The 13,468-nt window shown below is 62.9% G+C and carries 12 protein-coding genes; 9 read left to right on the forward strand and 3 right to left on the reverse strand.

The genetic code is table 11. The annotated features are described in order from the left end of the window. The first annotated feature begins 35 nt into the window (after positions 1–35). The 8 genes from YY7_RS0122905 (at position 36) to YY7_RS0122940 (ending at position 6,828) form a co-directional block, all read left to right on the forward strand. On the forward strand, positions 36–902 hold the full coding sequence (locus tag YY7_RS0122905; RefSeq protein WP_028165278.1) for a branched-chain amino acid ABC transporter permease: 867 nt from the start codon (positions 36–38) through the stop codon (positions 900–902). Further along, positions 899–1,834 carry a branched-chain amino acid ABC transporter permease gene (locus YY7_RS0122910; RefSeq protein WP_028165279.1) on the forward strand — a complete coding sequence of 312 codons (936 nt, stop codon included), beginning with the start codon at positions 899–901 and terminating at the stop codon, positions 1,832–1,834. The genes YY7_RS0122905 and YY7_RS0122910 overlap by 4 nt, the downstream gene beginning before the upstream one ends. After that, positions 1,827–2,576 carry an ABC transporter ATP-binding protein gene (locus YY7_RS0122915; protein ID WP_028165280.1) on the forward strand — a complete coding sequence of 250 codons (750 nt, stop codon included), beginning with the start codon at positions 1,827–1,829 and terminating at the stop codon, positions 2,574–2,576. The genes YY7_RS0122910 and YY7_RS0122915 overlap by 8 nt, the downstream gene beginning before the upstream one ends. Next, positions 2,560–3,300 carry an ABC transporter ATP-binding protein gene (locus YY7_RS0122920; RefSeq protein WP_051396848.1) on the forward strand — a complete coding sequence of 247 codons (741 nt, stop codon included), beginning with the start codon at positions 2,560–2,562 and terminating at the stop codon, positions 3,298–3,300. Before YY7_RS0122915 ends, YY7_RS0122920 begins: the two co-directional genes overlap by 17 nt. Positions 3,301–3,345: 45 nt before the next feature. Then, positions 3,346–4,104: a 2-amino-5-chloromuconate deaminase CnbZ gene (gene cnbZ, locus YY7_RS0122925; RefSeq protein ID WP_028165282.1), complete on the forward strand. Its 759-nt coding sequence runs from the start codon at positions 3,346–3,348 to the stop codon at positions 4,102–4,104. Positions 4,105–4,295: 191 nt separating this feature from the next. Beyond that, entirely contained in the window at positions 4,296–5,891 is a 1,596-nt protein-coding gene (locus tag YY7_RS0122930) for a flavin monoamine oxidase family protein (protein ID WP_035690582.1), read from the forward strand. Beyond that, positions 5,888–6,313, forward strand: a complete 426-nt coding sequence (locus tag YY7_RS57495; protein ID WP_028165284.1) for a c-type cytochrome — start codon at positions 5,888–5,890, stop codon at positions 6,311–6,313. Before YY7_RS0122930 ends, YY7_RS57495 begins: the two co-directional genes overlap by 4 nt. A 23-nt stretch (positions 6,314–6,336) precedes the next feature. After that, on the forward strand, positions 6,337–6,828 hold the full coding sequence (locus YY7_RS0122940; RefSeq protein ID WP_028165285.1) for a RidA family protein: 492 nt from the start codon (positions 6,337–6,339) through the stop codon (positions 6,826–6,828). 16 nt (positions 6,829–6,844) lie between these two features. On the opposite strand, the gene YY7_RS0122945 is transcribed toward YY7_RS0122940, so the two are convergent. From YY7_RS0122945 to YY7_RS0122955, 3 genes are all read right to left on the reverse strand, one after another. After that, entirely contained in the window at positions 6,845–8,014 is a 1,170-nt protein-coding gene (locus tag YY7_RS0122945; protein ID WP_028165286.1) for a PepSY-associated TM helix domain-containing protein, read from the reverse strand. Between the two features lie 279 nt (positions 8,015–8,293). Continuing rightward, positions 8,294–9,322 carry an extracellular solute-binding protein gene (locus tag YY7_RS0122950; RefSeq protein WP_028165287.1) on the reverse strand — a complete coding sequence of 343 codons (1,029 nt, stop codon included), beginning with the start codon at positions 9,320–9,322 and terminating at the stop codon, positions 8,294–8,296. Positions 9,323–9,324: 2 nt separating this feature from the next. Next, on the reverse strand, positions 9,325–11,634 hold the full coding sequence (locus tag YY7_RS0122955) for a TonB-dependent siderophore receptor (RefSeq protein WP_028165288.1): 2,310 nt from the start codon (positions 11,632–11,634) through the stop codon (positions 9,325–9,327). Between the two features lie 335 nt (positions 11,635–11,969). On the opposite strand from YY7_RS0122955, the gene YY7_RS0122965 reads away from it, so the two are divergent. Then, positions 11,970–13,397: a M20/M25/M40 family metallo-hydrolase gene (locus YY7_RS0122965; RefSeq protein WP_035690585.1), complete on the forward strand. Its 1,428-nt coding sequence runs from the start codon at positions 11,970–11,972 to the stop codon at positions 13,395–13,397. Positions 13,398–13,468 lie beyond the last annotated feature (71 nt).

Here is a 13,468-nt window from a genome sequence, read left to right on the forward strand (position 1 = left end):
TGACCACCGTCATTTAGCTCGATTAGGCATCCCTCATGCACGCAGCCCAGATACTGGTGAACGCCGTCGTTCTCGGCTGCCTTTATGCCTGCATCGCGATCGGCTTCTCGCTGGTCTGGGGCGTGCTCAACGTCATCAACCTGATCCACGGCTCCTTCATCGTGCTCGGCGCTTATCTCGCCTACGGGCTCTACAACGCGCTGCACGTCTCGCCCTGGTACTCGGTCGCGGTCGCTGCGCCGCTGTTCTTCGTGCTCGGCTACCTCCTGCAGCGGCTGTTGCTCAACCGCGTGATCACCGCCCCCGTGCTGGTGACGCTGACGATGACGTTCGGGCTCGACCTGATCCTGAACAACGCGATGATCTATTTCTTCAAGGCTGACTACCGCAAGCTGACGCTGACGCCGTCGCTCGGCTCGGTGTCGATCTTCGATGTGGTGGTTCCGGTCGATCGTCTGATCGCGACGGTCTCCGCGCTGGCGCTGACCGGATTGCTCTATCTCCTGCTGCGACGCTCGCGCGTCGGGCGCGCCATTGTCGCGGTGCGTCTCGACCGCGACGCGGCGGTGTTGATGGGCGTCGACGTCAAGTCGATCTACGCGGTTGCGTTCGGCCTCGGCGCAGCACTCGCCGGCTGCGCCGGCGTGCTGATGGCGCTGATCTTTCCGATCTCGCCGTTGACCTCGTCGGGCTATCTCGGAAAAGCCTTCGTGGTCTGCGTGCTCGGCGGCCTCGGCAGCGTCTCGGGCGCGCTCGCGGGCGGGCTGCTGCTGGCGCTGGTCGAAGGGATCGGCTCGACGTTCTTCGGCCCGGCTCACGCGACTACGCTGTCCTTCATCCTGCTCATCGTCTTCCTGATCCTGCGCCCGCAGGGGCTCCTTGGCCGGAAGGGTTTTGAATGACGAAGTCGAATATCGCTCTGCTTGTCCTGCTCGCGGTTGTCGCATCGCTGCCGCTGTTTGGCGGCGCCTATGCGCTGCGGCTCGGCACCATCGCCTGCATGTATGCGATCCTCGCGCTGTCCTGGAACGTGGTCGGCGGCTTTGCCGGCTATCCCTCGTTTGCGACCGCCGCCTTCTTCGGCTTCGGCGCCTACACCACGGGCGTGCTGCTGGGCAAGGGATTGCCGCTCTGGCTTGGCGTCGTCATCTCCGCGGTCGCCGCCTTGTTGATCACGGCGGCACTTGGCGCGGCTCTGCTGCGCCTGCGGGGACATTACTTTGCGATCGCAAGCCTCTCGCTGGTCGAGGTGCTGCGCGAGCTCGTCAATAATGCCACCGATCTCACCGGCGGCGGCATGGGCCTCAACATCCCCCTGGTGTCCGGCTCCGGCGTGCTCGCGGAAGCGATGTTCTTCTTCTACGCGATGTGGATCCTGCTGCTGCTCACCGCGCTGATGGTGATGGCCGTCGCCGGCTCGAAGCTCGGCTTCGGGCTCGCCTGCATCCGCCAGAACGAGACCGCCTCCAGCATGGTCGGCCTCAACACCACTCTTTACAAGAGCATCGCCTTCGGCCTGTCGGCCTGTTTCGTCAGTGCCGCCGGCGGTGTCTATGCCGCCTGGGTGCACTATATCGATCCGTCCGATGTCTTCGACATCCTCTATTCGGTGAAACCGATCGTGATGGCGCTGATGGGCGGCCTCGGCTCGCCGCTCGGCGTTGCCTGCGGCGCATTCCTCTATCTCGGATTAGAGGAGGTGGTCTGGCGCAACTACATCCAGATCCACACCGGCGTGCTCGGGCTGATCATCGTCCTCTTGCTGCTGTTCCTGCCGCATGGCCTGATCTCATTGCGGCCATCCAACCTTTGGCGACGGGTCAAGCATGTCTGAGATCCTTCGCCTCGAAAATGTATCAAGGCATTTCAGCGGCCTGCAGGCGCTGCGCGACGTCACGCTCACCGTCAACAGAGGCGAGGTGCTCGGCCTGATCGGACCAAACGGCGCCGGCAAGACCACCCTGGTCAACACCATCTGCGGCGTCACGCCGGCCAATTCGGGGAAGATCGCTTTCGACGGCAATGACATTACGCGCATCAGGACCTATCAGGCGGCGCGGCTCGGCCTGTCGCGCACCTTCCAGATCGTGCAGCCATTTGCCGAATTCACCGCGCTCGACAATGTCGCCGCCGCCGCGCTGTTCTCGCAGCCGGGTCAAAGCCTGAAGGTGGCGCGCGAGCAGGCAATGGCCCATCTGGTCTATGTCGGCCTCGAGTTGCAGGCCAATCACCCTGCTGCGACGCTGACGCTCGCCATGCGCAAGCGGCTGGAGCTTGCGAAAGCGCTGGCGATGAATCCGAAACTGCTGTTCCTCGACGAGGTCAATGCTGGTCTCAACAGCGCCGAGGTCGAGCGCGCGACCAAGCTGATCCATGAGCTTGCCGCCAGCGGCATCACCATCGTGATGATCGAGCACCTGATGAAGGTGGTGCTCAATGTCTGCACGCGCATCGCGGTGCTGCACAACGGTGCGCTGATCGCCGATGGCGCGCCGCGCGAGGTGATCGAGAATCCCGCTGTTGTCGAGGCCTATCTCGGCCAGCAATATGCCAAACGGAATGCCGCCCGTGGCTAGCTCCCTGATCCTCGAACTGAAAGGGCTGTGCGCCGGCTATGGCGAGATCCAGGTGCTGTGGGGCATCGATCTCGACGTTCGCCGCGGCGAGATCACCGCGTTGATCGGCTCCAACGGCGCCGGCAAGACCACGCTGATGCGGGCATTGTCGGGCCTGATCCCGACCACGGCGGGCAGTTATTTCTCGGAAGGCCGCGATCTCACCGGCGACACCGCCGCCGGGATCCTCGCCCACGGTATCGTGCATGTGCCGGAGGGGAGGCGGCTGTTCGGCGCGATGAGTGTCGAGGAGAACCTGCTGATGGGCGCCTATTTGCGCGACGCCGGCCGCGCCGAGATCAATCGCGACCTCGATCAGGTCTATGCCACGTTTCCGAAGCTGCGCGAGCGGCGGCGGCAGGCGGCGGCGACCTTGTCCGGCGGCGAGCAGCAGATGTGCGCGATCGGCCGCGGCCTGATGAGCGCGCCGCTGCTCTTGATGATCGACGAGCTTTCGCTCGGGCTTTCGCCCTTGCTGGTCGAACAGCTCGTGGCGGCGCTGCGCGAACTCAACGCCGGCGGCACGTCGATCCTGCTGGTGGAGCAGGACGTCACCATCGCGCTCGATCTCTGCCACCGCGCCTTTGTCATGGACATGGGCCGTATCGTGCGCAGCGGTTCGGGAAGCGAACTGCTCGCCGATCCGATCGTCCGCGATGCCTATCTCGGCGTTCTCCACGAATGACCGAACCCGGGCTTTTCTAGCCCCTTTACGTTGCAAAGAGGTGTCATGATTACGACCATCAAGGTTCAAGACGGCGGTTACCGCTTCATGCCGGGCGTCAGCCAGTATTCCTGCGGGATCGGCGCGCTGCCCGGTTTCACCATCGAGCGCGTCCGTTTTGCCGATCCGGTGCCGCTGAAGGCGGGCTTTGTGCGGATCGCCGAAATCCTCAAGAATGCCGGCCGTCCTCTCACGGCGTTCGGCGCCTGCGAATTGCGCTCGCCCGCACCGTTCACCGAAGAGGGCTTTCGCGCCTTCAACGAGATCTATATCAAGACTTTGATCGAATGGGGCGTCATGAAGGACGGCGTCAATCCGGTGGCGCGCAGCAATGTGTGCCCGAAGATCGATCCGCCGTCCGAGCCTTGCTTCCACGCCTTTTCCTATGCGGTACCGGCGCCGCAGGCTGCGCCGTCCTTCGTCGTCGCCGGCAGCGGCGAATCGGCCGAAGGCAAGGCGAACTATCGCGATCACATCATCAGCCCGGGCGACGTCAGTCCGTCGGGCATGCTTGCCAAGGCAAAATGGGTGCTGGACGAGATGGAACGCCGCATGAGCGCGTTCGGCGGCACCTGGAAACAGACCACCGGCGTGCAGCTTTACACCGTGCAGGACGTCTATTCGATCCTGGAAAGCGAGCTCGGCCGCCGTGGCGTGTTCAGGAACGGCCTGACCTGGCATTTCAACCGCCCGCCGGTGGTCGGTCTCGACTACGAGATGGATTGCCGCTGCGTTCAGATCGAAAAGGTGATCGCGGTGGGATGACGCCTTCTCGCCGCCTTTTGCGAGGAGCCACGGGAGAGAGGTGAGGCGCAGCTCACCTCTCGATCTCGCATCACCGCGCCAACTCGCATCAAAAGCGCGTGTTGGCGCGCGTTCAACCGAGCCGCTTCCTTGACAGGTCAGGAGCCAAACCGTTTCTTTGCTACTCTCGATCTGGCCCGGCTGGGACGTCAATGCAAAGCGAAGCGGCAGTCATCAGGCGGCGTGATCTTTTCTCGTTGATCGGCGCGATGGCCGGCAGCGCGGCGATGTATCACGCGATGACCAGCCTCGGCTTCGCCTCCGAGTCGAACTACAAGGGGCCGGTGAGGCTCGAAGGCGACCCGAAGGGCGCATCCGTCCTGATCCTCGGCGCGGGACTTGCCGGCATGAGCGCGGCGCTGGAGTTGCGCAAGGCGGGCTACAAGGTCCAGATCCTCGAATTCAACAACAGGGCAGGCGGCCGCAACTGGACGCTGCGCGGCGGCGACACGTTCGTCGAACTCGGCGGCTACAAGCAGACCTGCGAATTCGATCACGGTCTCTACGTCAACCCGGGCCCGTGGCGGATTCCCTACCACCATCGTGCATTGCTCGATTATTGCAGGCGGCTCGGGGTTGCGCTCGAACCCTTCATTCAGTTGAACCACAATGCTTATCTCCACGCCTCGCGAGCGTTCGGCGGCGAGCCGCAAAAAATCCGCGCGATCAAGGCGGATTTCCAGGGCCAGGTTTCCGAACTGCTCGCGAAAGTGACCCAGCAGGGCAAGCTCGACGAAGCGGTGTCCAAGGAAGATCAGGAGATCCTGCTGCAGGCGCTGCGCTCCTGGGGCGCACTCGATTCCGATTACAGGTACAATGCCAATCTCCTCTCGGCCGAGTTTCGCGGCTATGCGCGCGAGCCCGGCGGGGGCTTGAGTTCCGCACCGCTGCCGAGCGATCCCGTCACCTTGTCGGATCTCTTGCGATCACGCGTCTGGCGCTACTTGCAGAGTTTTGCGCGCTACAATTTCCAGACGACGATGTTCCAGCCGGTCGGCGGCATGGACATGATCGGCAAGGCCTTTGCAAAAGAGGTCGGCGACCTCATCCGCTATAACGCCAAGGTGACGCAGATCCAGCAGAACGACCGCGGCGTCACGGTGAGCTATGTCGACACGACAAATCCGTCGACGGTGCTGCACGCAAAAGCGGATTGGTGCATCTGCACGATCCCGTTGTCGATCCTGAGCCAGATCCCGATCGACGTCGGCAGCCGCATGGAGGCCGCGATCGACGCCGTTTCCTATGCCGGCGCGGTCAAGATCGGCCTGCAGTTCAAGCGCCGCTTCTGGGAGGAAGACGAGGCGATCTATGGCGGCATCACCTATACCGACCTGCCGATCCGGCAGATCGCCTATCCCAATGAAGGCTTCAATCGCGCCGGACGCGGCGTGCTGCTCGGCGCCTATCTGTTCGAGGGTGCGAATGCCTATGAGTTCACCGCGATGACGCCGGCGGAGCGGATCGCAAGCGCCCTGGAATTCGGTTCCATGATCCATCCGCAATACAAACAGGAGTTTGAGAACGGCGTTGCGGTCGCCTGGCACCGCGTGCCCTTCACTCTCGGCTGCAGCGGCGAATGGACCGACGAGGGCAGGGTGAAGCACTACAAGAACCTGTGCCAGATCGACGGTCGGATCGTGCTGGCCGGCGAGCATGCATCCGATCTGCCGGCCTGGCAGGAGGGGGCGATCCTGTCTTCGCTCGACGCCATCGCGCGATTGCACGAGCGGGTGGTGAAAACATGAGGCCGACGAAAGCCCATTTCGTTGCGTCAGGCGCTGGCGCCGTACTGCTCGCGTTCCTCCCTGCGGCCGCGGACTTCGCGCAGGACAACCCCGCCACGCGCCCGACCTTCAGCTCGGGTTACCGCTTCGTCGAAATGGCCGGAGAGGAACTGTTTGCCAATGTCTGCCAGGGCTGCCACATGCCCGATGCCTCGGGCGCCGCGGGCGCCGGCGCCTATCCCTCGCTGATTGCCAACCGGAATCTTGCGACCTCCAGCTATGCCGTCCATCTCGTCGTCAACGGCCGGCGCGGCATGCCGGCCTTCGGCGACATGATGACCGATGGTCAAGTCGCCGCGGTTGTGAATTATCTCAGGACGCATTTCGGCAACAGCTACACGGACGCGGTGACGGCCAGGGAAGTCGCGGAAGCGCGCCGGTGAAGCACTGTTAAACGGGGGATCAGATGAAATTTCGCACGATGCTGCCGATTGTCCTGCTCGCGGCGATGGCTTCCGCGCCCGCGCAGGCCGAGATCGTCCGGCATCCAATTCCGAATTCGACATTTCCGATCGCGCAATCTGTGCAGGTCACCGGCAACGCCACGATCTATTATGTCAGCGGCCAGGTGCCGCCGGTGATCAACAAGGACGCCGATCCTTCGAGCCGGGACGCCTATGGCGACACCAAGACCCAGACCGTCGGCGTGCTCAACCGGATCAAGGGCATCCTTGACGGGCTCGGCCTCGGCATGGGCGATGTCATCAAGATGCAGGTGTTCCTGGTGCACAGCCCGAACGCGCCGATGGACTTCAAGGCCTTCATGGAAGGCTATACCCAGTTCTTCGGCGGCAGCCAGCCGAACCTGCCGGCGCGCTCAGTGGTTGGCGTCGCCTCGCTTGCCAATCCTGGCTTCCTGGTCGAGATCGAGGTGGTTGCGGCGAAGGACACTAAGTAATTCACGGCTGGGCGATTCACTCGCCCGGAACAAGGCTCCCGAGCGGCGGCCGCGAGAGACGCCGGTGCCTTCGCCGCGAAAGATACAGCAAAAAGCCGGTGACCACGAACAGCGGCATCAGCGCGGCGGCGAGCATGAATAGCAGCTTGCCCGGCCAGCCAAAGATGCTGCCGCGATGAATATCCAAGACGCTCGAAAGCATCCGCTCGCCGACGGGCTTGTCCGCGTAGATCTCCGATGACACTAGCCGGCCAGTGATGGCGTCGATGCGGAATTCGTCGCGCGCGCCCGGATGCGACGCATCGCGCGCCCAGGACCGCACCCGCACGACAGTGCCTGCATCAGGCGGCGCGAGTAGCGCCGTCGCGAAGCGGCTGCCTTGTTCGTGCAGGAATGTCGACCATACGCGATCGAGCGCAAGCGGCTTGGTCTCGGCTGCGCTGACGTCTCGCGCCGGCTTGGGCTTCATCGGTGCGGCGGCAGTCGAAGGACGCGACAGCAGCCAGGTGGCGCCGCTCTTGTACCAGTCGAACGAATACCACAGGCCGGTGAGCACCATCACGAGGTAGATCGGCAGCACCCAGGTTCCAACGACGGCATGGAGCGACCTGTGGAAGCCGCGGCCGCGCAATGCCAGGTTCGGCTTCAGCCACATCTTCACGCTGCGAGCGCGATGGGGCCATCGCAGCACGATCCCGGAGATCAGCATTGCGATCACGCCGATGGCAGCCACGCCTGTGATCGGCCGGCCATAGCCCTTGGCATCGCCCGGCAACAGCAGCCAGCGATGCAGCCTGCGGACGGTGGCGAAAAACTCCTCGCCCCGCGGCGAGCCGAGCACACGCCCATCATAGGGATCGACATAGATCGAGGAAGGCCGCGAGCCATCCGCGCTGCGGGCAAACCGGATCCGCACCGCCGCGGACGGGTCACTGGCCATCGTCACGGACGCAACTTTGCCAGAGTCGGGATTGGCCTGCAGTCGCGCGATCAACTGGTCCGGCGTCAGCGTCGGAACCGCGCGAGCCTCGACCCGCGTGATCGCCGTATTCAGGCTGGCCTGGATTTCATCCTCGAAGCTCATGATCGCGCCGGTTACTCCGACCACGGCCAGCACCAGCGACAGCGCAAGGCCAATGACGGAGTGGACCTGCAACAGGGCGGCCTTGATCGAATGCTTGCTCATAAATTGGAAGGAACAGGTGGCGGGATCAGCGTCGAAATCGGCGAGGCCTGGTGATCACCGCCCACTCAACAGCGTTACCGGAACGATACCGAAAAGATATTCGCCCCGCCACCCAAGCAAGGCATACACAGTTTGTAATAGTTCTATGTTGTGTGCCGACGCGCGATTGAGCACGCACGCCAATGTTTGCCGCGAAGAATAATGTCGTGTTCGTGCGCTATATGACAATTTTGTTTTCACCTTCCGATCCGGCGGTCGCGGCGTTTTCGGCCAGGGCGCTCACTCGTCGAAGTCGACTTTCTTGACCAGAGCAACCGCAGCCTGCTGATGCGCGGCAATGCGATCGATCGGCACCGCATCGGGGCTGAACGATCCGATTTCCTCGAGGATCGGATCGCGGTCCGCCGAGGCGAGCACGGGATATTCCAGTTCGGCCGCCGCATAGATTCCTTGTGCCGTCGGCGTCACAAGGAACTCGATGAATTTCAGCGCGGCGGCCATGTGGGGCGCATGCTTCGCAATGGCTGCGCCCGTCAGATTGACATGGCTGTCGCCGCCATTGAACATCGTCGGGACGGCCTTGACGGTTCGGGCCCATCCGCGCCAGTCGTCGCCTTCCCGCCCGTCCCGCAATTGCGCCAGTGCCACGGTATTGGCGATGCCGATCTCGCACGTTCCTTGTGCGATCTCTCGGATCACGTCACTGTCCTTGCCAGCCGGCTTGTGGACCAAATTATTCTTCAGGCCCTTGAGCCAGGCCTCTGTCGGTCCTTCTCCGTGATGAACGAGGTAGGCAGCGATCAGCGCGATGTTGTTCTGGTGCAGTGGCGAGCGCATGCATAGTTTGCCGCGCCATTTCGGATCGGCGAGGTCTTCATAGTCGATTGCGGCGAGCGGGCTGTCCCCGCGGGCGATCACGACGCGTGGCCGGATGGAGAGGGTGATCCATTGCGAAGACGCGCCACGCAGGTTCGGCGGCGCGGCTCGCTCGAGCAGCGGCGACGCCAAAGCCTGCGTCAAACCCTGGTTTGAGAGCTGGGTGGTCTTGTCCAGTCCGATCGTGATCAGCACGTCCGCCGGCGACGCGTCACCTTCCGACGTCAGGCGCTTGACCAGGCTGTCTTCAACAAAGACAGGATTGACCTTGATGCCGCTGGTTTCCGTGAAAGCTGATATCACCGGCTCGATCAGATTTATCTCTCTGGTCGAGTAAAGCGTGATCTCATCGGCGCGGCCTGCCGCCATGCCAGCAACGAAGGCGGAGGCCAGCGCAACCAGTAGCCCGGTGACTTTCCGCGCGATGCTCATGCCTAAAACTTGACCGTTGCCGACAGCGAGACACGGCGTGCGTCGCCGAGAGCAACCGCCAGGTTGCTCACGGCCGACGGATAGTAGACAGTGTCGAACAGGTTCTTGACGTTCAGTTGGTAGATGACCGGCAGATTGTCGTATTTGGTCTCATAGCTCGCGAATACGTCCGCGACGACATAGGACGGCAGCACGAACGTGTTCGCCGCGTCGCCAGGCCGGTCGCCGACATAATGCGCTCCGCCGCCCAGCCGGAGCCGGCCCGGAAGGGCGGTGCTGAAGTCGTAGACCAGGTAAAGCGAAGCCGTGTTCAGGGCGACATTCTGCAGCGCCATGCCGGCCAGCGTCGGATCTTCGATCACCCGCGCGTCGGTGTAGCCATAGCTCCCGATCATGCTCCAGTTGTCAGTCAGCCTTCCGGTGACGTCGATTTCGATGCCGCGTGAGCGGACCTTGCCGGCGGTGCGGAATTCAACGATGCCGGTGGCGCTGTTGAGCTGCGATACCAGCACGTTCGTCTTGTCGATATCGTAGAACGCGACTGTTCCCGAGAGCCGCTTGTTGATGTCGAACTTGGCGCCGGTTTCCCACGAGACGCCCTCTTCGGGCGCGATATTGGAGCCGATCACCACGCCGCCGGTGAGCGGCGCGATGGTCGAGGTCGGCTTCAGCGATTGCGTATAGCTCGCGTAAAGGGACAGCTCGTCGGTGAGCTTGAGGATGGCGCCCCCGAGCGGGAGCACCTTGTCACCGGACAGATCGGTGTTGGCTTTGAATGGGCGTCCGCGCCCGGCCAACTGGTCGAAATCCATGTAGCGTACGCCGGCGACCACCGCGACCCGATCCGTGACATGCAACGTGTCCTGGAAGAACAGGGAGTATTGGCCAAGCTTGTCGGTCTGGTCGCTATCGCTGGCGGAGACCGTCGTGCCCGGGAAGACCAGCCCATAGGCGGGATCATAGAAATTGAACGAGCGTGTCGACTGCCGGATCAGGTTCTTGCGGTAGATCGTGCGATACTGGCCATCGCCGCCGAACAGCACATCGTTGCGCATGCCGCCGATCCAGAAGCCGCCCTGCAGGTAGGACGTTCCGTAGCTCACATTGCTGAGCGAACCCTGCGTGCCGTCATTGCTGCGCGTCTCGATGCCGGTTCTGGCATTGACGCCGGTGATGCGGAGCTGGTTGGCGCTGAATGTCTCGGTGTTGTAGCTGTAGGCCGCGTAGAGCTTCCAGTCCTCGTTCAGCCGTTGCTCGACCGAGGCCTGCATCAGGTCGGATGTTCCCCACATGTTGTTGAAGGGCTCATCGAGCCGGCGCGTCGCGGGAATGGCCAATGGCGCCTTGGTGATCGGATCGAATGCCGTGCCGCGGTCGAACGGGTAGATGAAATCGCGATGCTCGTAATTGAGCTGGACCGTGGTCGTGTCGCCGTACCATGCCAGTGACGGCGCAAGCAGCGTTTCGCGGTGTCGCCCGAAATTGCGCCAATAGTCCTCGTTGACGCCATAGCCGATGAAGCGATAGGCGAGACCGCCCTGGCCGATCGGCCCGGTGATGTCGAAGGTCGCATCGGCGCCGTTCTTGCTGTTGCCGTAGGTCGAGCCGAGCACGGTGATCGATCCGTGCTGATAGAGTTCCGGGCGCTTGCTGATCGTGTTGACGATGCCGCCGGGATCCATGATGCCGTACAGCAGCGACGCGGGTCCCTTCAGCACCTCGACGCTTTCGATGGCGGGGTTGAGGCTGCGGCCCTGCACCAGCGGCATTCCGTTGCGCATGATCGAGCCGTCGCGATTATCGCCGAATCCGCGCCTGATGACGGCATCCTGAGTGCCGGCGAGCGTATTGGTCTGGGTGATGCCGCTGACATTGACCAGGGCGTCGTCGATATTGCGCGGCAGTTGGTCTTTCAGCACCTGCTCAGGCACGACGTTGACGACTTGCGAGGTGTCGAGCGGCGAAGCGCCGGTGCGCAGCGTGGTCGAGCTGGGCATGGCGCGATAGCCGAGCTTGGCTTGGTACAGCGCCGCCGCTGCCGTCGCGGCGCGCTCGGACGGCGTAGGCTCCGCAGGCGTCACATTTCGGTTACGTTGAGGCGCCGCCGCTGCCTGGGTCCGACGCGCGGAGGGGGCCGCCGGGCGCGCCGGCTTGCGCTTCTGCGTTGGCGACTCCACTGTCACAGCCGGCAAGGTCACGCTCGATTGTGCCCGTGCGATCGTCACGGAAGAGGAGCAACCAGCCAGCAAGGCGACGGTGCCGATGAAAAAATGCGCGCGGCTGACGCCGGCTCGGTTTGGATGGTCTCCCACGAGACGGCAAACAGCACTGACTTTCACTTCGATTCACTTCCAGGACGAAATTAGCGCAGTGCCTTTAGCAGCCGCTGCGAACAGAAAGAACAGCGCTGGAATTGAATCGCTCTAAGAACGTACTTCGCACGAATGATTTGCAGATCCGTCAGGCGATACAGCGAATGCCTCTCGCCGCATCGAGCAGCTTCTTCAATTTGTAGCGAAGGAGCAGTGGAATGCTTGACAGTTGATTCCGAATAGGCCTCGCCGCCATCAGGCCTTGCATCTTGCAAAACCTCAGCGTCCCTGTCTGAATGTCGCACAACTGGGGCGAGTGGAATCGGAGACCCGAGATGGTTGAAAACGTCAGACCAAGGCTTTCAATCCTGCTGTCGACCGTACTTGCAGCGGCTCTGCTGGGAAGTCCTGCAGCCGCTGCGGAAGGGCTGAGCCCGGAGCGGCAGTTCGCGCGCGACATCTATCAGGAGCTGATCGAGATCGACACCGTCACCGCGACCGGCGACACGGCCAAGGCGGCGGAGGCGATGGCGGCCCGGTTGCGCGCCGCCGGCTTTCCGGAGAGCGATGTTCAGGTGTTCTCGCCGGCACCGCGCAAGGGAAATCTGGTGGCACGGCTGCGCGGCAGCGGCGCGCGCAAGCCGATCCTCCTGCTTGCTCACATCGACGTGGTCCCGGCCAATCGCGAGGACTGGTCGGTCGATCCGTTCAAGCTGACCGAGCAGGACGGCTATTTCTATGCCCGCGGCAGCGGCGACGACAAATACATGGCCGCGGCCTTCGTCACCAACCTCATCAGATACAAGAAAGAGGCTTACAAGCCAGACCGCGATATCATCCTGGCGCTGGAGACGGATGAAGAAATCCTGGACGCTAACGGCCTCGGCGTCCAATGGCTCTTGAAGAACCATCGCGACCTGATCGATGCCGAATTCGCGCTCAACGAAGGCGGCGGCGTCGGTCTGAAGGACGGCAAGCCGATCCGAAACAGCGTGCAGACCTCCGAAAAGGTCTCGTTGAGCTACCTGCTCGAAGTCAAGAACAAAGGCGGCCACAGCTCGGTACCGGTCAAGGACAACGCGATCTATCGCCTCGCCGAGGGACTGGTTCGCCTCTCGAAGTTCAGTTTCCCGATCAACTTGAACGAGACCACCCGGGCCTATTTCGAGCGCACGGCACAGTTCGAGAGCGAGCAGACGGCGTCCGACATCCGCGCCGTGCTGTCGGACAAGCCCGACCCCGCTGCGATGTCGTTTGTCCGGCTTGCGGCCAATCCTGCCTATAACGCCCAGCTCCGCACCACCTGCGTCGCGACGATGCTCGAGGGAGGACATGCCGTGAACGCGTTGCCGCAGCTTGCGACCGCCAAGGTGAACTGCCGCATCATGCCGGGCGAGCCGGTCAACGGTGTCAAGGCGACGCTGGAGCGCGTGCTTGCGGACGATCAAATCCAGGTCACTCAAATGGGCCAGCCCGTGTTGAGCGCGCCGTCGGCCCTGCACGAGGAGATCATGGGCGCAATCGATAAACTGTCGTACGAATTCTGGCCGACGGCGGCGGTGATCCCGACCATGAGCACCGGCGCCACCGACGGCAGCTATCTGCGCAACGCGGGAATCCCGACCTACGGCCATTCCGGCCTTGCCGCCGATATCAGCGACATCCGCGCCCACGGCAAGGATGAACGGATTCTGGTGAAATCATTCTACGAAGGCGAGGACTATCTCTATCGCCTGGTGAAGACGCTCGCCGGTGGGACGTGAAACCGTTGGGTGGGCAAGGGCGCGCAGCGCCGTGACCACCATCTTTCTGCGTCGCCCAATGTTTATGCATG

The organism is Bradyrhizobium elkanii WSM2783 (genome assembly GCF_000472865.1).
GTDB classification, from domain to species: domain Bacteria; phylum Pseudomonadota; class Alphaproteobacteria; order Rhizobiales; family Xanthobacteraceae; genus Bradyrhizobium; species Bradyrhizobium elkanii_A.